Below are 17,828 nucleotides of genomic sequence, written 5' to 3' on the forward strand. Positions count from 1 at the left end.
GCTAAAGAGCAATTTATCCATGAGTCTGGAACACGTCGAAGAAACCATGCTTCACCTGTCAGGTGTAAGTAAAAATCAACTCAGTCAAACGCTGGAGCATTTGGCCGCAAGAAACATTGATTACGGCGATGTTTATTTTCAGTCGTGCTGGCATGAGTCGCTCGTCTTGGAAGACAGTATCATCAAAGATGGTTCATTCAACATCGATCGTGGTGTGGGTGTTCGTGCTATTACAGGCGAAAAGACAGGCTTTGCTTATTCAGACCAAATCAGTGCTGATGCACTTATGCAGAGTGCGACAGCAGCGCGTGGTATTGCAGATAAAGGCGGCAAGCTAAAAGTTTCAGCGTTTTCGAACCGCGCTTATCCAATGATTTATCAAGCCATTGACCCGCTTCAGAGTATGTCAAAGCAAGATAAAATTGCCTTGTTGAAAGAAGTGGATGTTTACATTCGTGCGAAAGAGCCATTGATTCAAGAAGTGTCAGTGAGCATTAGCGGTGTATACGAGCAGGTATTGATTGCAGCAACGGATGGTACCTATGCGGCAGATGTTCGCCCATTAGTGCGTATGTCTGTGAGTGTGCTGGTAGAAAAAGACGGTCGTCGTGAGCGCGGTGCTGCTGGTGGTGGTGGTCGCTTTGGCTATCAGTACTTTGTATCGGATGAAGATGGAAAAACCATTGCGATGCATTACGCCGATGAAGCGATACGCCAAGCGGTGATCAATCTACACGCGAAAGCGGCGCCTGCTGGCACTATGCCTGTTGTTCTTGGTGCAGGCTGGCCGGGTGTATTGCTTCATGAAGCGGTTGGTCATGGATTGGAAGGTGATTTTAACCGTAAAGAGTCGTCTGTTTTTACCGGACAAATTGGTGAGCAAGTGACGTCTACGCTGTGCACTATCGTGGATGATGGCACGCTACAAGATCGACGTGGCTCGCTGAATATTGATGATGAAGGTGTGCCGGGTCAATACAACGTATTGATTGAAAATGGCATTCTGAAAGGTTACATGCAGGACAAGCACAATGCGCATTTGATGGGCGTTGCGCCAACGGGGAATGGTCGTCGTGAATCTTATGCACACCTTCCTATGCCGCGCATGACCAATACCTACATGTTGGGTGGTCAAAGTACGCCAGAAGAGATGATCAGCAGCGTTGAATACGGCTTGTATGCACCAAACTTTGGTGGTGGTCAGGTTGATATTACGTCAGGAAAATTTGTATTTTCAACCAGTGAAGCGTATCTGATTGAAAATGGCAAAGTGACGACACCAGTGAAGGGCGCGACTTTGATTGGCAGTGGCATCGAAGCGATGCAGCAGATTTCCATGGTGGGTAACGATCTTAAACTGGATCGCGGCGTGGGTGTTTGTGGTAAAGCTGGCCAGAGTGTCCCTGTTGGTGTTGGCCAACCCACAGTAAAAGTGGATGCCATGACCGTTGGTGGCACTGAATAACCAACTGTCGGTATGCGGAAATAGAAATAAAAAAACCGGGAATCTCCCGGTTTTTTTATAGGTCGCAACAGCACATCATCATGGATGCTACGCCGAAAAGATCACTCGCCAGCTTCTGCTTTAAGGGCTCTCAGGATTTGGAAAATCTCACGAGAGGCTTTAGGTGGCTTGTTACCTTCTTGTTCTTTCTTCGCTTGGCGCGCTAGCTGGCGAAGCTTTTGACGGTCTGCATTTGGGTGCGCTTCCATCACTACGTTGATGGCTTCATCACCGCTTGCAATCACACGATCGCGCATTTTCTCAAGCTTATGCAATTCGATCGTTTGTTGATTGTGCTTGTTCTGCAGAAGATCTAGTGCAGCCTGAATCGGTTCAACGTCGCGGGTACGCATCATTTTTCCGATCAGCTGTAACTGGCGACGTCTTGCTTCTTTTTCGAAGCGCTGTGCGTCTGCAACGGCAGTGCGCAGATCGTCATCCAGTGGAAACTTGGCCAGTACAGAAGGTCGAAGTTCGACAAGCTGTTGACCTAGCTTTTGCAACGCTTCCATGTCACGTTTCATCTCGGATTTACTGACCCAGATGATCTCTTCTTCCTCTTCCCAAGGCTCACGTTTGTTCTTACGGCCCATAATCTTTCCCGAGGTTATCGCTTACTTTAGCGCCTTAGTTTATACCAATATCATCAAATATTCGCTCATTCTTAGTGCTTAAAACTATCGAATATTATGTCGTAACCCTTGATAGGAATGTGCTCACTCTATTCCGTGAGTACCTGGCCCATGTGATTCTCCGCCTTTGGCTGACCAATGAAGACTGAGATTACATATATAGGGAGGCAGAATTGCCAAGGCATGACTAAGAAAGTCGAATTTTGCTGGCGTTTTATAAGTACGCTAATGGCTTCGAATGGTATGCTTATTGGTAACACACATCAATTTAAGACTTTATGGACGTGAAACAACAGGTTGCTCAGCAACGTGCTGAATTAGAAGCAGCGGTTACCCGCGCTTTAGAATTAGCGGGTAAGAAAGCAGATGCCGCTGAAGTCGCGATCACCAAAACCACGGGGATCAGCGTTGCCACTCGTATGTGCGAAGTGGAAAGCGTCGAGTTTAACAGCGATGGTGCACTGGGGATCACGGTTTACCGTGGTCAGCGTAAAGGCAGTGCATCGACGTCTGATCTTTCTGAAAAAGCCATTGCACAAACTGTTGCTGCTGCGTTGGATATTGCCAACTACACGTCAGAAGACCCGTTCTCTGGACCAGCTCCTGCTGAATTGATGGCCTACGATTATCCCGATTTGGATTTGTTCTACCCGGACGAGCCAGAGCCGGATCATGCTGCCGAAAAAGCGATCGCTGCTGAGCGCGCAGCGCTAGATTACGACAAGCGCATCAAGTTTAGTGATGGTGCGAGTTACGATAGTCACTATGGCGTACGCGTATATGGCAATAGCCATGGCATGTTAGGTAGCTACGCCTCAAGTCGTCATAGCATCAGCTGCAGTGTGATTGCGGAAGACAGCAAGGGCATGGAGCGTGATTACAGTTATACCGTATCACGTGACAAGAACGAGCTTTGGGCGCCGGAGAAAGTCGGCATTGAAGCAGCACAGCGCACGATTGAACGCATGGAACCTCGTCGTTTAACGACACGCACGGTGCCAGTCATGTTTTCTGCTGATGTTGCGACAGGTCTGCTCGGCCACCTCGTCATGGGGATCAGTGGTTCAAGCCTCTACCGTAAATCTTCTTTCTTACTGGATAAACTGGGCCATCAGATCTTACCTGAATGGTTTTCGATTTATGAGCGTCCTCATCTGCTTAAAGGCATGGCGAGCGCCCCCTTTGATAGCGAAGGTGTGATCACCAAAGATCTTGATATCATCACTGATGGTGTACTTCAGACGTATCTTGCGACCAGCTACGCAGCACGTAAGCTAGGTATGCAGCCAACGGGTCATGCTGGCGGCATTCATAACTGGTTTGTGGGTAACACGGGTCAATCTTTCGCTCAAATGCTGAAAGAGTTAGGCACGGGTTTATATGTGACAGAGTTGATGGGGCAAGGCGTTAACACGGTGACGGGTGATTACTCTCGTGGTGCTGCTGGTTTCTGGGTTGAGAATGGCGAAATCCAATATCCAGTCAGTGAAATCACTATTGCGGGCAATCTTGCTGACATGTACAAGCAGATTGTTGCTGTGGGAGCTGATACTGAATACCGTAGCCAAATCCAGACGGGTTCGATTCTGATTGAGTCAATGAAAGTGGGTGGCGAGTAAACAAGGGTAGATTTTCTCTCACTCATTATCCACTTCAAATAGACAAAGCCACCGATGAATCGGTGGCTTTTCTTTTTCTGGCTAGGCACTGGATTTAATACCCAATGATATAGCGAGACTTTATTTTACCAGTGAGTATCCGATTGAGAGCTATTGATATCAATACACTTAGTGAGATAACGACGAGGCAAGTGACCAAGTAGTAGGGGACATTCGTTGACTCTGGATGCTCAAGGAAAGGCAGCCTTTTGATCGTTGTTAAAACCCATGGGTGGATAAAAAATATAGCAAAGCTTGTGTCTGAAATGATGTCTGTCAGCTTTGTTTTGAAAACAAAGGCTTCAAGAATAAAATATAAACCTGTAGATAAGAACATTTTCTGGAAGAACATGATGTCAATCCCACCATATTCGAAAAAGTTTTTTGTGTAGCTACCTTCATGTCCTTGGGTGTATTGATAGAATGCAAGTAAAATTGCTGCAGATAAAAATATAACCCCTTTTTGGGTACAGTGTTTGTTGATTTCTTCTCGGTACAATGAAAAATATATCCCGATTAAATAGAACGGTGTGTAATACACGAACATTTGAAGAGGATTAATATTTTCATATGATCGATGAAGGAATACTGATATCAATGAGAATGCTGCAATTGTGAAAATCTGAGTGTTTTTCGATAATTTAATGAATTTAAAGTGGAGGGGAGAGGCAAGGAAAAGAAGAATAGCAAATGGAATATACCAATATGCTGTTAGCATTCTTCCCGTTAAATAGTATTTTATTGCCGTAGACAACGAACTGTCTTCAGGCGAGAAAAAGACGATCCTAGAATACTCAGGACTGGAAGAGTAAAATCCTGACTTTATAATGTAAACAAGAATGATAGCAAAGGTCGATAAGATGAGATAGGGGATAATAATTCGTTGAAATTTACCCTTCATGAATTTTTTGTATTCAAATCTTTTGTAGAAAATATGGTGGAACATATATCCTGAAATGAAAACAAAAAGCGCCGTACATCCTGTTAATATTGTTTTTATAACGGAAATAATTCCAGTTGTATCTTCAAGACCATAAACATAAGAATGGCTCATGACAATCGCAATGATAGCTACGGCCCTGTAATTATGGATGGATTGCAAAAACATTATAAATTCCCTGACACCTAACAGTTGTTTGGTCTAATATTCTACTTTTATTATGTTAAGAATAGTGTCTAACTTTTGATTGTCCAACTCATATTGAAATAACAACATTTACTTAACATTTAGGGTCGGGATTACACATATAGATGTAGGATGCCATTGATAAAGGTGTTCTGGATATCTAGGTTGGGTTGCTTGGGTACACTGTTGTTAGATCGAAAAAGGCTTCCCAATGGAAAGCCTTTTCAAATGTGTTCTCTGAAATAGTCAGACCAGAAATAGCGTTGCAAGTCCTAAAAAGACAGACAATCCGACCATGTCTGTAATAGTCGTTAGTGCCATACCACCAGCAAGGGCGGGGTCAATTTTCATTTTCTTGAGTAAAATGGGAACCGTTACTCCAGCAATACCCGCGATCACTAGGTTGGTGAGCATGGCTGCCGCGATGATCGCGCCCAACATCCAGCTACCTTTCCACAACACGACTACACCACCAATAATACACGCCCAGATGACACCATTGAGCAGGCCGACCAGCGCTTCTTTATTCAAGAGCCAGCGGGTGTTGGAATCGCCGATATGCCCTACTGCAAGGCCACGGATCACCAAAGCCACCGTTTGGTTGCCTGCCACACCACCCATTGAAGGGACGATGGTCATCAGAACGGCAATGGCGGCCATTTGGTCGAGTGTGTTTTCAAACAAGTTGGAAACAGATGCGGCAGCAAGGGCGGCAAGTACGTTGGCGCCTAGCCAAACGCTTCGGCTGCGCGCAGATTTAAGCACGGGGGCGAAGGTATCTTCTTCATCGTCCAAGCCCGCCATGCTCATCATGGAGTGCTCAGCATCTTCACGGATAATATCGACCACGTCATCGATGGTGATACGACCCACAAGATGCTGATCTTCATCTACGACCGGGGCAGAGACCCAGTTACGTCGTTCAAAAAGGCTTGCGATGTCGCTGTCATCCATATCCACGGGAATCGCTTCGTCAGCGTCTTCCATGATGTCGAGGATCTCAGTATCTGGCTGTGAGGTGATAAGCGCAGTAATAGGAAGAGAGCCGATCAGACGACTATTTTCATCGACCACGTACAAAGTATCGGTAGCTTCTGGCAATTCGCCTTTCATACGCAGATAACGTAAAACCACATCCACGGTGACGTCGGAACGAATGGTTACCACGTCGGTGTTCATCATGCCGCCCGCGGTATCTTCTGGATACGCTAGCGCTTGTTGAACACGATCTCGGTCCTGAGCGTCCATTTGTGCCAGAACGTCTTGAGAGACGCTATCTGGCAAGCTTCGCAGTAGATAAGCAACATCATCGGTGTCCATGCCCTCTGTGGCAGCGGCGAGCTGCTCAGGTTGCATGCGTACCATGATCCCATCTTTGACATCTTCTGAAAGCTCTTCGAGTATCTCGCCCTGTTCTTCAGGGTCGGTCAACTGCCACAGAACTAAACGGCTCTTTGGTGGAGAGGCCTCAAGAAGATGCGCGATATCCTCAGGCTCCATGTCTTCCAGCATTCGGCGAACGTGGACAAACATGCCGTTTTCGAGGGCGCGGCTAACTTCCTGTAAGGTTTGATGGGTCTGGCTGGACGGTTCTACTTCGTAATTCTCTGCCATGGATATATCCGTGTAACGGCGAGTGGCGCAATGACATGAATATTAACGCAATCTGAGTAGGCTGTCTTTTTCGTTTTGTTGGCAAGAAGCAATGCCAAGCAGCTAGAAGGAGTTTACGGTGAGATTATTAGTTAGTTTTCTTCATCAAATCCCGCTTCGATGAGCCCAGTGACGGCGTCTAATGCTTGCTGTGCCTGTTGCCCTTCGGCGGATACGAGGATCTGTTCTCCTTGACTGGAGTCGAGCAGCAAGATGGCCATGACGCTATCCGCGGTGACGGTTTGGTCATCTTTGGAAATCATCACTTCTGCATCGTAACTCTGTGCCATTTCAACCAGTTTGACTGCGGCTCGCGCATGAAGGCCGAGTCGATTACGGATCAAGACTTCTTTACTGACCTGTGTCATATATTCCCTTCAAGCGTACGGTGTCTTATTTGAACTTGGTGATGATGGGCGGCGAAATAATCAGCGAGAAATTGTGCAATGTAGACGGAACGATGCTGCCCACCTGTGCAACCAATGGCGACAGTGAGGTAGCTACGATTATTTTTTTCAAGCGAGGGGAGCCAAGACTCTAGGAAACTTTTGACTTGGGCAATGAGCATGGCGACATCTTGCTGCGCGGCGAGAAACATTTTAACAGGTTCATCAAGGCCAGTAAGAGGGCGAAGAGCCGGTTCCCAATGAGGGTTTGGAAGAAAGCGTACGTCAAACACAAAGTCTGCATCTGAGGGCAATCCATGTTTAAAACCAAACGATTCGAACACCATCACCAAATCGCGGTTAGTTCTGCCTAACACCAGCGCACGAACGGCTTCACTGAGATCATGGATGGAATGTTTGGAGGTATTAATGACTTTGTCAGCGCGTTCTTTTAGCGGGGTTAATAACAACTTTTCTTGGCAGATGGCCTGCTCAAGAGAAAGGTTATTTTTGGACAAGGGGTGCAAGCGTCTTGTTTCACTAAAACGCTTGATCAGTTCGTTGTCATCCGCGTCGAGAAAGAAAATATCGACATCAACATCATTGGGTAGTTTTGCCAGTGTTTGTGTGATTTCTTCAGGATCGGCAGGCATATTGCGGATATCAATACTGACTGCGATCAAGCTGTCATCGCCATTTTGAGCGGCAACAAACTGTGGCAATAGATCTACGGGAAGATTATCAACGCAGTAGTAGCCAAGATCTTCTAGCACGCGAAGCGCAACAGACTTTCCTGAACCCGAACGACCACTGACGATTTTCAACTGCATGATGTGTTCCTGTGGTGTTATCCAGTGATAATGTCGTAAAGCTCTTGATCTGAGCTTGCATGACGTAACTGACGGCAGACCTGCTTGTCACCCAATTTTTGGGCAATCAAAGACAAGGTCTTCAAATGCTCTTTGCATTGGTCATCAGGGACGAGCAGTGCAAACAACAAATCCACAGGCTGGTTGTCAATGGCGTCGAATTCAATGGGTTCTTCACATTGAATTAATACGCCGACAGCATGGTCGCTGTTGAAAATACGGCCATGGGGAATGGCTATCCCATTCCCTATACCCGTACTTCCCATTTTCTCTCTGCCCAACATGCACTCGAAGAGTTTCTGTGGGTTTTGATCCAATTTAGACGCAGCGAGTTCGCTGATAAGTTCAAGTGCGCGCTTCTTACTTGAACAAAGGACTGCACTTTTGGTGCAGTCCAAATTGAGTACTTCTTTAAGTTCCATGATTAATGGTGATTCATCTTTTCTTTATGTTTATTTAATTGCTTTATCAGCTTGTCTGTCAGCGAGTCGATGGCTGCGTACATGTTCTCTGAATCTGCTTTTGCGAATATCTCGCCATTATTTACATGCAGGGTCGCTTCAGCAATCTGTTGGAGTTTTTCGACGTTAAGTACGACGTGAACGTTATTGATGTGATCAAAAAATCGTTCCAGCTTATCAAACTTGGTTGTCACATATTCCCTAAGGGCGTCGGTGATCTCTACGTGGTGACCAGTGAGATTGATTTGCATAAACATCTTCCTTTTGATTGGACGCCTAAATTAGGCGTTTACGCTGATTTGACGGGGAAATACCCAGTGATTCACGATATTTAGCGATAGTTCGCCTTGCAACCTGAATCCCTTGTTCCGCCAACAGTGTGGCAATCTTGCTGTCGCTAAGTGGCTTAGCCTGATTTTCGGCTGCAACCAACTTCTTAACCAGAGCGCGAATTGCCGTAGAGCTGCATTCACCGCCATTGTCAGTGCTGACATGGCTCGAGAAGAAGTATTTCAATTCAAAGATACCCCTTGGGGTATGCATGTATTTTTGGGTGGTAACCCTAGATATCGTTGATTCGTGCATTTCCACAGCCATGGCGATGTCGTTCAATACCATTGGCTTCATGGCTTCTTCGCCGTATTCAAAGAAATCTTGTTGGTGTTCAACAATGCAACGCGCAACTTTCAGTAAGGTTTCATTGCGGCTTTCTAAACTTTTGATGAGCCATTTAGCATCTTGTAAATGGCTGCGGATAAATTGGCTATCAGCAGCGCTGCAACCGTTCTTGGTCAACGCGGCATATTGCTGATTTACCTTGAGACGAGGCACGCTATCAGGGTTGATGTTGACGACCCATTTGCCGCGATCTTTAAGCACGGACACATCGGGGATCACATACTCCGCCTCATTGGTGACAATGAGATTACCCGGGCGAGGTTCAAGGGTATGAATGAGTTGCATGACTTCTTTGAGCTCAGGCTCACGAAGCTTGCTCTCTTTCATGATTTGTCTGAAGTCACGGTTCGCCAACGAGTTCATGTGCTCTTTCAACACCATACGTGCTTCGGCAAGCCAAGGGGTATCTTCGGCAAACGCGGCGAGTTGAATCAACAAGCATTCTTGCAAGGAGCGTGAAGCAACACCAAGAGGGTCAAACTGTTGAACGCGTTTTAGAACGGCTTCGACCTCGTCGAGTTCAATTTCATCGTCTTCCGCACCCATGCTTTCGAGGATGTCTTCACTGGTGACAGTGAGGTAGCCTTTGTCATCTACGGCATCAATGATGGCGGTTGCGATTGCAAGGTCGACTTCAGTAAATGGGGTGAGTTGGACTTGCCACATCAGGTAATCGTAAAGGGTTTCTGTGGTTTCCCCCTGATACACCGGAATGTCATCACCGAGTGCAATGCCGGTACTGCCTGTGTTAGCGCTGTACATATCATCCCACGTTGTATCAACGGGGAGATCTTCTGGCATCTCGTGCTGTTCCATGGCATCAGAGCTGTCCAAAGTGTCTTGCTTGCTTTCGGCCGACGCACTTACGTTTTCATCACCGTCATACGCCTGATCACTCTCTCCATCAGCGTTATCTGTCGATTCTTCCTGCTCTAGGAGAGGGTTAGCTTCCAACGCTTCCTGGATTTCTTGTTGCAGATCGAGCGTCGACAATTGCAATAGGCGGATTGCCTGCTGCAATTGGGGCGTCATCGCAAGTTGTTGGCCAAGCTTTAGCTGAAGCGAGGGTTTCATAGTGATTCTGGCACCTTTCCTAATTATTTTATCAGTGCGTATCTATTTGGTCGTTCGCCAACCGAACTCTTATAACTATAGTCTGAACTGGTCGCCTAGATAGACTCGTTTTACGTGCTCATCGTTGAGCACTTCATCAGGAGTACCGTGCGCAATCAAGTGGCCTTGACTCACAATATAGGCGTGCTCACAGACACTGAGTGTTTCACGAACGTTATGATCGGTAATTAATACCCCCAAACCACGATCGCGAAGGTGCTCAATGATTTTCTTGATGTCGATAACTGAGATTGGGTCAACGCCGGCAAATGGTTCATCCAGCAGAATAAACTTTGGATTTGCAGCTAGCGCACGAGCGATTTCTACGCGTCGACGCTCACCACCAGACAATGACATACCCATGTTGTTGCGAATATGCTGAATGTTGAACTCATCGAGTAAGTCCTCAGCTTTATCCTGTTTCTCTTCTTTTGATAAGTCAGATCGTGTCTCAAGTACGGCCATTAAATTGTCGTAAACGCTAAGTTTACGGAAAATAGACGCTTCTTGTGGCAAGTAACCGATACCCATGCGAGAGCGGTTATGCATCGGTTGAATGCTGATATCTAAATCATCAATCTGAATGGTGCCTTCATCACGAGCGACGAGGCCTACTATCATGTAGAAAGAGGTGGTTTTACCTGCACCATTCGGCCCGAGTAGACCGACAATTTCACCTGACTTCACTTCTAGGCTGACGTCAGTGACCACTTTGCGTCCGTTGTAGCTTTTCGCGAGATTTTTAGCGGTTAGTATGGCCATTCAGGGTTATTTCTTATCTTGTTTGGTTTGTGGTTGTAGAACCGTCGTGACTCGGCTGCTTTCATCACTTTCTGCAACGAGAAGTTGTTTATCAATGTTGTAGGTGATCTTCTGACCTTCAACCTGATTTCCGCCTTCTTGGGTCAATACCGCTTTATTTGTCATGGTCAAAAAGCTTTTGACGGTTTCATAGCGAAGATCAAACGCTTCACCATTGATCTTTTTACCATCATCCATGGTCTGCTCAAACGTCGCTGGCTTGCCATACGCGTCGATGATCTCAGCACCTTCTTCACCCGAAGGTCGAGTGACAACCACCTTGTCTGCGTTTAGGCGAATAGAGCCCTGACGAAGGTAGACATTCCCCGTGAAAATAACCGTATTGGTCGTCATGTCGAGGTTCTGTGAGTCAGAATCAATGTAAATAGGCTGCTCAGCGTCTGTTGACAAAGCTAGTGCGTTGCTTGACACCAGCATTAGCAAGATGGCAAAGAATTTAGTTCGTTTTTGTTTCATACCTGCTCTTCACTTGTTCAATCAGTTCCATCTGATGGGAGCCAAAATTGCCTTTTGCCCTGAGTCCTCGAGTTTGTAATCCAGTTCCAGTGATTTCAGTTTCTGTGTCAGACCAGAAATCACGAGAGGAGAGATCGAGGGTAAGTTTCTCAGTGGTGACAACTTTAATTTGTGCATCTGGTAACAGGTTAAAGATCCTTACGCGACCTGTCATCACCAGAATATGGTTATTCTCAAGAATGGCGAACTCAGAACTCATACGCCACTCTTCTTCCGTGCCATTACTGTAAGTCCATAGTACGGGTTCATTGAAGTGGGTTTCGTCTAGTTGTTGATAATGCTCGAGATGTGTTGAATCCAACGTGTAACTGCGAATACCTTGTTCTGTGTAGGACGTCGATTTGACGTTCTCGGCGGTAAACAGTGGTTTTTCGGCATCAGGTGTTATCTGTACATCATCTTGCCAGTAGTGTTGATTGAGCAGGTAATAGCCTGCATAACCGCACACAGCCAGCAATATCAAGACACCTAAGCGTTGCAGCGTCATATGCTAAGTCCCTTGTGCGCATCAAGTTCACCACGTGCTTCTAGGATGAGGTCACAGACCTCTCGCACTGCGCCGTAACCACCGGGTGTGCGTGTCACCCAGTCGGCACGTTGTGCAAGCAGTGGATGACCGTCATGAACGCAAAAGGACACACCAACTTGAGACATGACAGACCAATCAATAAGATCGTCACCGATATATGCAGTGTGTTCTGCTGGGATGTTCAATTTCGCCACAAGGTCTTGGTAAGCTGACGCTTTATCGTCTTGGCCTTGATAGATGTGAGTGATGCCTAACGCTGACATTCTCCGCTCAACGATGGCGGACTTACGACCAGTAATAATGGCAATCTCGACGCCAGCGGCCATCAACGATTTAATGCCATAGCCATCACGAGTGTGGAAGGCCTTTAGCTCTTCGCCATCATTCCCCATATATATGCGGCCATCAGAAAATACGCCATCAACATCGCAGATAAGCAACTTCACTGATGCCGAGCGCTCGACAATCTCAGTAGGGACTGGGCCGTATAGCGTTTCTGTTTGCATTACATGACTCCTGCTTTAAGAAGATCATGCATGTTGAGTGCACCGATAAGACGAGAGTTTTCGGTTACCAGTAACCCATTAATTTTGCGTTCTTCCATTTGCTTTAACCCTTCGGCAGCGAGCAAATCCGCACTGACAGAGGTTGGGTTCTTACCCATGACATCGCCAATACGAGTCGTGTGCAGATCAAGACGTTGGTCGAGTAGACGACGTAGATCACCGTCAGTGAATATACCGCTTAGCGTACCATCATGCTCTACTACGGCAGTCATCCCTAGTCCTTTTGCTGAGATCTCGAGCAATGCATCTCGAACCGTGGCATCCGGCGGAACAACAGGCAGCTTATCGCCAGTGTGCATGACATCAGAAATGCGTAGTAGCAATTTTCGACCAAGCGCTCCGCCTGGGTGAGACAAGGCAAAATCATCTGCTGTGAAGCCTTTGGCTTGCATCAAGGCAATGGCGAGTGCATCTCCCATCACCAATGTCGCCGTCGTGCTTGATGTTGGTGCTAGACCAATAGGGCAGGCTTCTTTTGGCACCTTAATGCACAGGTTAACTTGTGCCAGACGTGCCATGGTGGAAGCGGGGTTACCTGTCATGGTGATGAGTGTGATCCCGCGACGTTTGACGACAGGGAGCAATGTGATGATTTCTGAGGCTTCACCCGAATTCGAAATGGCCAACACTACGTCGCCTTTTTCGATCATCCCTAAATCGCCATGACTGGCTTCTCCCGGATGAACAAAAAATGAGGGTGTGCCAGTGCTTGCGAACGTTGCCGCAATCTTGTTACCAATGTGACCCGATTTCCCCATCCCCATCACCACGACCTTTCCGGTTGCGTGTTGGATGAGCTGGCATGCTTGCTCGAAATCTTGGTTGATGTATTGCTCAAGCTGGGCAATTGCATCAAGTTCAATGTTTAACGTTGTAATGCCAGCCTGGCGAAAATCAAAGTCAGTCATAGATAGTCCGATCAGGATGCGATGTTAGTGAATAGGAAGCCTTGGTAGCCCACAAAGCAGACGAGCAGTGCAATGCCTTCCCAGCGCTTGATGGTTCGGTTTCGACCGGCGGCAAATAAGAAAAGCAGAACAGACAACGCAAGCATGACATAGAAGTCACGGCTCATCGCTAGCGGATTCAGGCTAGATGGTGCTAGCAGGGCTGGAATCCCCATGACGGCCAAAATATTGAAGATGTTTGAACCGATGATATTACCGACCGCTAAATCGTCTTCACCTTTCAAAACGCCAGCAACGGATGCCGCGAGCTCAGGAAGACTGGTACCAATCGCAACAATGGTAAGGCCGATAACCAAATCACTCATACCAAATGATTTTGCGATTGTGACTGCGGATCCAACCACCATGTCGGCACTAAAAATGAGAAGAGCCAAGCCGACGACAACCCAAACTGCCGCAGACATATTACTCACGCCTTTAGGTATCTCAGCTTCTTGCTCGGTGAGCATTGGGTCTTCTTTATCACTTTCTTTACCAAACTTCATCATGATGAGAAGGAAAAGCGTAAAGAGAACCACCAAGGTAATGCCTTCATAGAAACCCAGGTAATTATCCCACAGCATTGCGCCTGCAATAACGGTTACACCCAGCATCAGTGGAAGCTCGCGACGAAGAATACCCGAACTAATTGCAAGCGGTTTGATCAGCGCAGTCACACCCAAGATAAGTGCAATGTTGGCAATGTTTGAACCCAGCACGTTTCCTACTGCTGTGTCAGTTTTACCGTTTAACGCGGCGGTTGCAGAGACCACCATTTCAGGGGCTGAACTTCCCATTGCTAGAATGGTCATACCGATGACAAGCGGTGAAATCCCAACATTACGAGCTAGAGCGGCAGCACCGTAGACAAGTCGGTCGGCACTCCATACCAACAAACACAAGCCAACGACGAGAATGGCGGTCGCTTCAAACATTTTATTACCTTTGATAGAGATATAGCGGAAGAATCAAAAAAGTAATTTTGACTGCTAATTGAGTAAATGTGAAGGGAAACGGCATGATAGTTGCGACAGGTCGATGACTTAAGAGAATGTTTAAAAGAAATGAGGAGTCGATTAAGCCACTGTAGATCACAGAATTGGTTGAAAATGCGTTCCAAATCACGCGTTTGATGCTGGAATTATCTAGCCTAATTGGTTGAGTGATCTTTGTTCAACAACGTGCATTTATAAAAAGACAAGGCTATTGAGGATATTGACAGTTTTCTTACTGAGAAATTGCAAATGAATGCTGTTCAATTACTTGTTTTGACTGTGCTATCCCCTTATGATCCGTCGCTTAACATTCAAGGACGTTAATATCAAAGGCCATAGATGACAAAAAACAATCTGGTTGAAATCAATAGCCTGAGCTTCTCTCGAGGAGAGCGCCTGATATTTGATGACGTGAGCTTGACGGTTCCTGTGGGGAAAGTTACCGCCATTATGGGGCCATCAGGAATTGGAAAAACCACGTTACTGCGTTTGATTGGCGGACAACTGCCGCCAGATAGCGGTACTATCGAGTTTGCTGGACACAATATTCCTACCCTTTCTCGTAGCAAACTGTACGACGTACGCAAACGTATGAGTATGTTGTTCCAATCTGGAGCACTATTCACTGATATGACGGTGTTTGATAACGTTGCCTTTCCTTTGCGTGAGCATACTGAATTACCTGAAGCCTTAATCAAGACCATCGTGCTATTAAAGCTTGAAGCTGTGGGCTTGCGTGGCGCCGCTGATTTGATGCCAAGCAGCTTGTCAGGAGGCATGGCGAGACGAGCCGCGCTAGCAAGGGCGATTGCACTTGATCCCGAATTGATTATGTTTGATGAGCCGTTTGTGGGACAGGATCCGATCACTATGGGTGTATTGGTATCCTTGATTCGAAATCTCAATCAAGCGCTAGGGCTCACTGCTATTGTCGTTTCTCACGATGTGCCAGAAGTGATGAGCATAGCCGATCACGTTTATCTGCTGACTGATGGCAAGATTATTGCGTCAGGCTCTCCGCAATCACTACGTGACAATCCTGACCCTAGAGTCAGTCAATTTCTTAAAGGAGATGCCGATGGCCCCGTGCCATTTAGGTATCCAGCCCAAGACATCACACAGGAGCTATTTTCGTGATTGTTAACCTAGTTCAAGATCTGGGTGCGCGCGCGATGGCGGTGTCGCGAACAATGGGGCGCGCGACCTTTGTTTTACTTGGGGCGTTAATTGGTAAGCCACAACCCAAGAAAATGTTTCCTTTGCTTATTACCCAGCTTTATTCGGTGGGTGTTCGTTCACTTGCGATCATCATGGTTTCGGGTTTGTTTATCGGCATGGTTCTGAGTTTACAAGGCTACCTAGTTCTTGCTGATTTTGGTGCTGAAAGTTCTTTGGGCCAAATGGTCGCGTTGTCCTTACTTCGCGAGCTTGGCCCTGTGGTGACGGCATTGTTGTTTGCAGGGCGAGCAGGCTCGGCGTTAACCGCTGAGATTGGCTTGATGAAAACCACAGAACAATTGTCCAGCTTGGAGATGATGGCAGTCGATCCGCTACGGCGAGTGGTCGCTCCACGTTTTTGGGCCGGGGTGATCTCTATGCCGCTACTGACCATGATATTCATGATTGTCGGGATTTGGGGCGGTCAACTTGTTGGCGTTGATTGGAAGGGAATTGATTACGGAAGCTACTGGTCTGTGATGCAGTCCTCGGTCGAACTGGGTTATGACATTGGGCAGTCATTTATAAAGAGTTTGGTGTTTGCCATTACTGTTACCTGGATTGCCTTATTTAATGGCTATGATGCTATCCCCACGTCAGAAGGGATCAGCCGAGCAACGACACGTACCGTCGTGCATTCGTCTTTAGCAGTGTTGGGATTGGATTTTATCCTCACAGCACTGATGTTTGGGAGCTAAGTAAATGCAACAAAATCGAAAAACAGAATTCTGGGTTGGTACGTTTGTCATCGTTGGGCTCGTTGCCGTCTTACTGTTGATCTTCCAAGTGGCAGATGTGAAGAGTTTCTCTCGCACCGATCACTATCGTTTGGAGGCACAGTTCGAGAACATTGGTGGATTGAAAGTTCGCTCCCCAGTGAAAGTCGGTGGCGTGGTCGTCGGTCGTGTGAGTAGTATCAATTTGACCGTGCCTGATTACGTGCCGTCGGTCATTATGGAAATTGATCGTCAATACGGCTATTTCCCTGAAACCAGTTCAGCCTCCATTTTGACTTCCGGGTTACTCGGGGAGCAATACATTGGTATACGTCCCGGCTTCGTCGATGAAGACATTGAGCTATTGCAAGACGGTGATTTATTGGAAGACACACGCTCAGCAATGGTCTTAGAAGATCTGATAGGTCAATTCCTATATAGCGTTGGGGATTCGAAGGAGTAATCAAATATGAAGAAATGGATCACTGCGGCACTAGCTGTTGTCAGTATGATGATATCGAGTGCGGTCATCGCGCAAACGATTGATGCCACTAATCCGTATATCTTAATTGATGGGGTGGCTGACAATGCATTCAGCCGCTTGAAAGATGACAAAGAGGCGTATCAGGCGAATCCAGAACTGTTACGTGACGTGGTTAAAGAAGAATTAATGCCGTATATCAATGTGCGCTATGCCGCGTTGAATGTACTTGGGTCGCAAGCCAAAAAGGCAACTAAAGAAGAGCGCGATCTATTCACCGAGGCTTTTTATGACTACTTGGTGATGTCTTACGCGCAAATTCTGACGCAATATACCGATCAGGAAGTGACGGTTGAAGCGCCAAAGACCATTGCAAAAAAACGTTCAGTTGTCTCAGTACGTGTAGATATTGTCGATAAATCTCGACCACCCATTCGTTTAGATTTTAAATTGCGTAAAAATCGCAAAACGCAGGAATGGCAGGGTTTTGATGTTCAGGTTGAAGGCGTAAGCATGCTGAGCACAAAAGCCAGTGAATGGAGCGGTCAATTGCGCAAGAACGGTGTAGAAGCGGTCGCTCAAGAATTGATTGAGCGTTCGAAAGCGCCGATTGCCAAAGAAGAGAGCGAATCGTGAGCGAACAGCTTGCGTTTGAAAAGCGCATAAATGGTGATTACTGCTTGTCAGGCGAGCTTGATCGTGACACAGTTCCTCCATTTTGGAGCCGGCGCGCAGAGTGGCTGCCAAGCGACTCTCATGTCGTCTTGGATTTGTCTTTGGTCAAGCGCGTAGATTCGGCCGGAATGGCAATGTTGTTGCACTTGCAGCAACAGCTCAACGTGAATCAGCAAACGCTGATACTCAGTAATACGCCTTCACAGTTGAAGGTATTGTTACAACTGAGCAATGTGGAAAGTCTTTTTACTGATGATACCTCATCGGTTCGCGGGGAATAATT

Annotated in this window: 21 protein-coding genes; 7 read left to right on the top strand and 14 right to left on the bottom strand. The window is 46.8% G+C overall.

Annotated features, from left to right (window positions below):
* The first annotated feature begins 19 nt into the window (after positions 1 to 19).
* Positions 20 to 1,465, top strand: a complete 1,446-nt coding sequence (gene tldD, locus L4D06_RS03855; RefSeq protein ID WP_274162953.1) for a metalloprotease TldD — start codon at positions 20 to 22, stop codon at positions 1,463 to 1,465.
* A 101-nt stretch (positions 1,466 to 1,566) separates the two neighbouring features.
* Here the strand turns inward: tldD and yjgA are convergent, their stop codons facing one another.
* A complete protein-coding gene (gene yjgA / locus L4D06_RS03860) occupies positions 1,567 to 2,097 on the bottom strand; it encodes a ribosome biogenesis factor YjgA (RefSeq protein ID WP_274162952.1) in 531 nt (176 codons plus the stop codon).
* A gap of 317 nt (positions 2,098 to 2,414) precedes the next feature.
* On the opposite strand from yjgA, the gene pmbA reads away from it, so the two are divergent.
* Positions 2,415 to 3,755, top strand: a complete 1,341-nt coding sequence (pmbA, locus tag L4D06_RS03865; RefSeq protein WP_274162951.1) for a metalloprotease PmbA — start codon at positions 2,415 to 2,417, stop codon at positions 3,753 to 3,755.
* Positions 3,756 to 3,849: 94 nt separating this feature from the next.
* Here the strand turns inward: pmbA and L4D06_RS03870 are convergent, their stop codons facing one another.
* The 13 genes from L4D06_RS03870 to L4D06_RS03930 form a co-directional block, all read right to left on the bottom strand.
* Positions 3,850 to 4,902 (bottom strand): acyltransferase, encoded by a 1,053-nt coding sequence (locus L4D06_RS03870; RefSeq protein WP_429737932.1) that lies wholly within the window; start codon positions 4,900 to 4,902, stop codon positions 3,850 to 3,852.
* Positions 4,903 to 5,166: 264 nt separating this feature from the next.
* On the bottom strand, positions 5,167 to 6,534 hold the full coding sequence (gene mgtE / locus L4D06_RS03875) for a magnesium transporter (RefSeq protein WP_429737933.1): 1,368 nt from the start codon (positions 6,532 to 6,534) through the stop codon (positions 5,167 to 5,169).
* A gap of 131 nt (positions 6,535 to 6,665) precedes the next feature.
* Complete coding sequence (locus L4D06_RS03880) at positions 6,666 to 6,941, bottom strand: HPr family phosphocarrier protein (RefSeq protein ID WP_429737934.1); 276 nt, start codon at positions 6,939 to 6,941, stop codon at positions 6,666 to 6,668.
* The gene (gene rapZ, locus L4D06_RS03885) at positions 6,938 to 7,789 is read right to left on the bottom strand and encodes an RNase adapter RapZ (RefSeq protein ID WP_274162947.1); all 852 of its coding nucleotides are present in this window, start codon (positions 7,787 to 7,789) and stop codon (positions 6,938 to 6,940) included. Before rapZ ends, L4D06_RS03880 begins: the two co-directional genes overlap by 4 nt.
* Positions 7,790 to 7,806: 17 nt before the next feature.
* The gene (gene ptsN, locus L4D06_RS03890; protein WP_028023131.1) at positions 7,807 to 8,250 is read right to left on the bottom strand and encodes a PTS IIA-like nitrogen regulatory protein PtsN; all 444 of its coding nucleotides are present in this window, start codon (positions 8,248 to 8,250) and stop codon (positions 7,807 to 7,809) included.
* Between the two features lie 2 nt (positions 8,251 to 8,252).
* Complete coding sequence (hpf, locus tag L4D06_RS03895; protein ID WP_028023130.1) at positions 8,253 to 8,540, bottom strand: ribosome hibernation promoting factor; 288 nt, start codon at positions 8,538 to 8,540, stop codon at positions 8,253 to 8,255.
* 25 nt (positions 8,541 to 8,565) lie between these two features.
* Positions 8,566 to 10,041 (bottom strand): RNA polymerase factor sigma-54, encoded by a 1,476-nt coding sequence (locus L4D06_RS03900; protein WP_274162946.1) that lies wholly within the window; start codon positions 10,039 to 10,041, stop codon positions 8,566 to 8,568.
* 75 nt (positions 10,042 to 10,116) lie between these two features.
* Complete coding sequence (lptB, locus tag L4D06_RS03905; RefSeq protein WP_028023128.1) at positions 10,117 to 10,842, bottom strand: LPS export ABC transporter ATP-binding protein; 726 nt, start codon at positions 10,840 to 10,842, stop codon at positions 10,117 to 10,119.
* 6 nt (positions 10,843 to 10,848) lie between these two features.
* A complete protein-coding gene (gene lptA, locus L4D06_RS03910) occupies positions 10,849 to 11,358 on the bottom strand; it encodes a lipopolysaccharide transport periplasmic protein LptA (RefSeq protein ID WP_274162945.1) in 510 nt (169 codons plus the stop codon).
* Positions 11,339 to 11,905 carry an LPS export ABC transporter periplasmic protein LptC gene (gene lptC / locus L4D06_RS03915; RefSeq protein WP_274162944.1) on the bottom strand — a complete coding sequence of 189 codons (567 nt, stop codon included), beginning with the start codon at positions 11,903 to 11,905 and terminating at the stop codon, positions 11,339 to 11,341. Before lptC ends, lptA begins: the two co-directional genes overlap by 20 nt.
* Positions 11,902 to 12,453, bottom strand: a complete 552-nt coding sequence (kdsC, locus tag L4D06_RS03920; protein ID WP_274162943.1) for a 3-deoxy-manno-octulosonate-8-phosphatase KdsC — start codon at positions 12,451 to 12,453, stop codon at positions 11,902 to 11,904. Before kdsC ends, lptC begins: the two co-directional genes overlap by 4 nt.
* A complete protein-coding gene (kdsD, locus tag L4D06_RS03925) occupies positions 12,453 to 13,421 on the bottom strand; it encodes an arabinose-5-phosphate isomerase KdsD (RefSeq protein ID WP_429737935.1) in 969 nt (322 codons plus the stop codon). The genes kdsC and kdsD overlap by 1 nt, the downstream gene beginning before the upstream one ends.
* Before the next feature lie 11 nt (positions 13,422 to 13,432).
* Complete coding sequence (locus L4D06_RS03930) at positions 13,433 to 14,395, bottom strand: calcium/sodium antiporter (RefSeq protein WP_274162941.1); 963 nt, start codon at positions 14,393 to 14,395, stop codon at positions 13,433 to 13,435.
* A gap of 399 nt (positions 14,396 to 14,794) precedes the next feature.
* Between L4D06_RS03930 and mlaF the strand changes: the two genes are divergently transcribed.
* Genes mlaF through L4D06_RS03955 form a run of 5 tightly spaced genes read left to right on the top strand, consistent with a single transcriptional unit; the run spans position 14,795 to position 17,826 of the window.
* Positions 14,795 to 15,592 carry a phospholipid ABC transporter ATP-binding protein MlaF gene (mlaF, locus tag L4D06_RS03935; RefSeq protein WP_274162940.1) on the top strand — a complete coding sequence of 266 codons (798 nt, stop codon included), beginning with the start codon at positions 14,795 to 14,797 and terminating at the stop codon, positions 15,590 to 15,592.
* On the top strand, positions 15,589 to 16,371 hold the full coding sequence (gene mlaE / locus L4D06_RS03940; RefSeq protein WP_420791170.1) for a lipid asymmetry maintenance ABC transporter permease subunit MlaE: 783 nt from the start codon (positions 15,589 to 15,591) through the stop codon (positions 16,369 to 16,371). The genes mlaF and mlaE overlap by 4 nt, the downstream gene beginning before the upstream one ends.
* A 4-nt stretch (positions 16,372 to 16,375) precedes the next feature.
* Positions 16,376 to 16,852 carry an outer membrane lipid asymmetry maintenance protein MlaD gene (gene mlaD, locus L4D06_RS03945; RefSeq protein WP_274162939.1) on the top strand — a complete coding sequence of 159 codons (477 nt, stop codon included), beginning with the start codon at positions 16,376 to 16,378 and terminating at the stop codon, positions 16,850 to 16,852.
* A 6-nt stretch (positions 16,853 to 16,858) separates the two neighbouring features.
* The gene (gene mlaC, locus L4D06_RS03950; protein WP_429737936.1) at positions 16,859 to 17,506 is read left to right on the top strand and encodes a phospholipid-binding protein MlaC; all 648 of its coding nucleotides are present in this window, start codon (positions 16,859 to 16,861) and stop codon (positions 17,504 to 17,506) included.
* The gene (locus tag L4D06_RS03955) at positions 17,503 to 17,826 is read left to right on the top strand and encodes an STAS domain-containing protein (protein WP_274162937.1); all 324 of its coding nucleotides are present in this window, start codon (positions 17,503 to 17,505) and stop codon (positions 17,824 to 17,826) included. Before mlaC ends, L4D06_RS03955 begins: the two co-directional genes overlap by 4 nt.
* Positions 17,827 to 17,828 lie beyond the last annotated feature (2 nt).

This window comes from Enterovibrio makurazakiensis, assembly GCF_050336585.1.
GTDB classification, from domain to species: Bacteria; Pseudomonadota; Gammaproteobacteria; order Enterobacterales; family Vibrionaceae; genus Enterovibrio; species Enterovibrio gelatinilyticus.

What these genes read in the sequence shown, in the direction of transcription:
- tldD (WP_274162953.1), top strand. Translation starts at nt 20, where the DNA reads ATGAGTCTGGAACACGTCGAAGAAACCATGCTTCACCTGTCAGGTGTA.
- yjgA (WP_274162952.1), bottom strand. Translation starts at nt 2,097, where the DNA reads ATGGGCCGTAAGAACAAACGTGAGCCTTGGGAAGAGGAAGAAGAGATC.
- pmbA (WP_274162951.1), top strand. Translation starts at nt 2,415, where the DNA reads ATGGACGTGAAACAACAGGTTGCTCAGCAACGTGCTGAATTAGAAGCA.
- L4D06_RS03870 (WP_429737932.1), bottom strand. Translation starts at nt 4,902, where the DNA reads ATGTTTTTGCAATCCATCCATAATTACAGGGCCGTAGCTATCATTGCG.
- mgtE (WP_429737933.1), bottom strand. Translation starts at nt 6,534, where the DNA reads ATGGCAGAGAATTACGAAGTAGAACCGTCCAGCCAGACCCATCAAACC.
- L4D06_RS03880 (WP_429737934.1), bottom strand. Translation starts at nt 6,941, where the DNA reads ATGACACAGGTCAGTAAAGAAGTCTTGATCCGTAATCGACTCGGCCTT.
- rapZ (WP_274162947.1), bottom strand. Translation starts at nt 7,789, where the DNA reads ATGCAGTTGAAAATCGTCAGTGGTCGTTCGGGTTCAGGAAAGTCTGTT.
- ptsN (WP_028023131.1), bottom strand. Translation starts at nt 8,250, where the DNA reads ATGGAACTTAAAGAAGTACTCAATTTGGACTGCACCAAAAGTGCAGTC.
- hpf (WP_028023130.1), bottom strand. Translation starts at nt 8,540, where the DNA reads ATGCAAATCAATCTCACTGGTCACCACGTAGAGATCACCGACGCCCTT.
- L4D06_RS03900 (WP_274162946.1), bottom strand. Translation starts at nt 10,041, where the DNA reads ATGAAACCCTCGCTTCAGCTAAAGCTTGGCCAACAACTTGCGATGACG.
- lptB (WP_028023128.1), bottom strand. Translation starts at nt 10,842, where the DNA reads ATGGCCATACTAACCGCTAAAAATCTCGCGAAAAGCTACAACGGACGC.
- lptA (WP_274162945.1), bottom strand. Translation starts at nt 11,358, where the DNA reads ATGAAACAAAAACGAACTAAATTCTTTGCCATCTTGCTAATGCTGGTG.
- lptC (WP_274162944.1), bottom strand. Translation starts at nt 11,905, where the DNA reads ATGACGCTGCAACGCTTAGGTGTCTTGATATTGCTGGCTGTGTGCGGT.
- kdsC (WP_274162943.1), bottom strand. Translation starts at nt 12,453, where the DNA reads ATGCAAACAGAAACGCTATACGGCCCAGTCCCTACTGAGATTGTCGAG.
- kdsD (WP_429737935.1), bottom strand. Translation starts at nt 13,421, where the DNA reads ATGACTGACTTTGATTTTCGCCAGGCTGGCATTACAACGTTAAACATT.
- L4D06_RS03930 (WP_274162941.1), bottom strand. Translation starts at nt 14,395, where the DNA reads ATGTTTGAAGCGACCGCCATTCTCGTCGTTGGCTTGTGTTTGTTGGTA.
- mlaF (WP_274162940.1), top strand. Translation starts at nt 14,795, where the DNA reads ATGACAAAAAACAATCTGGTTGAAATCAATAGCCTGAGCTTCTCTCGA.
- mlaD (WP_274162939.1), top strand. Translation starts at nt 16,376, where the DNA reads ATGCAACAAAATCGAAAAACAGAATTCTGGGTTGGTACGTTTGTCATC.
- mlaC (WP_429737936.1), top strand. Translation starts at nt 16,859, where the DNA reads ATGAAGAAATGGATCACTGCGGCACTAGCTGTTGTCAGTATGATGATA.